Raw genomic sequence first — 378 nt, forward strand, 5'->3', positions numbered from 1 at the left:
TGGAGCCTTCAACGCGCACGCCCTGTCCGGCATAGCTGATATTTTCAGGGTCATCAAAAACACCACGTATCACCGCACCTGACTGCTCACCGGATGTAATGGTGGCTGACGTTCCCATGTACCCGCGTATCGTTTCATCGGCGCGGGCAATGGCAGCATCGAACAGGTTATCGAAATCAGCCACAGCGCCTCCCGTTATTGCATTCTGGCCAGGCCGCGCTCTGTCATTTCGGCTGCCACACCGGCAGAGACACGAAACGCCGTTCCCGGCAGCACAAATGCCACAGGTTCATCCCGCGTGGCGTGAAGTGCATCAGTATGCAGCTTCACCAGTGCCACGACCGTGACCAGTTCAGACGTATCCAGAATCACGGTATC

General features: G+C 56.9%; 2 protein-coding genes. Both read right to left on the reverse strand.

The window, feature by feature from the left end:
* The coding region (locus E2C05_RS32560; protein ID WP_214275280.1) for a head-tail joining protein at window positions 1–184 on the reverse strand (184 nt) is incomplete at its 3' end.
* A gap of 11 nt (window positions 185–195) precedes the next feature.
* A partial coding sequence (gene gpFI, locus E2C05_RS32565; RefSeq protein WP_240047007.1) for a DNA-packaging protein FI occupies window positions 196–378 on the reverse strand: 183 nt, incomplete at its 5' end.

Source organism: Paracraurococcus ruber (assembly GCF_004353985.1).
GTDB classification, from domain to species: Bacteria; Pseudomonadota; Alphaproteobacteria; order Acetobacterales; family Acetobacteraceae; genus Paracraurococcus; species Paracraurococcus ruber.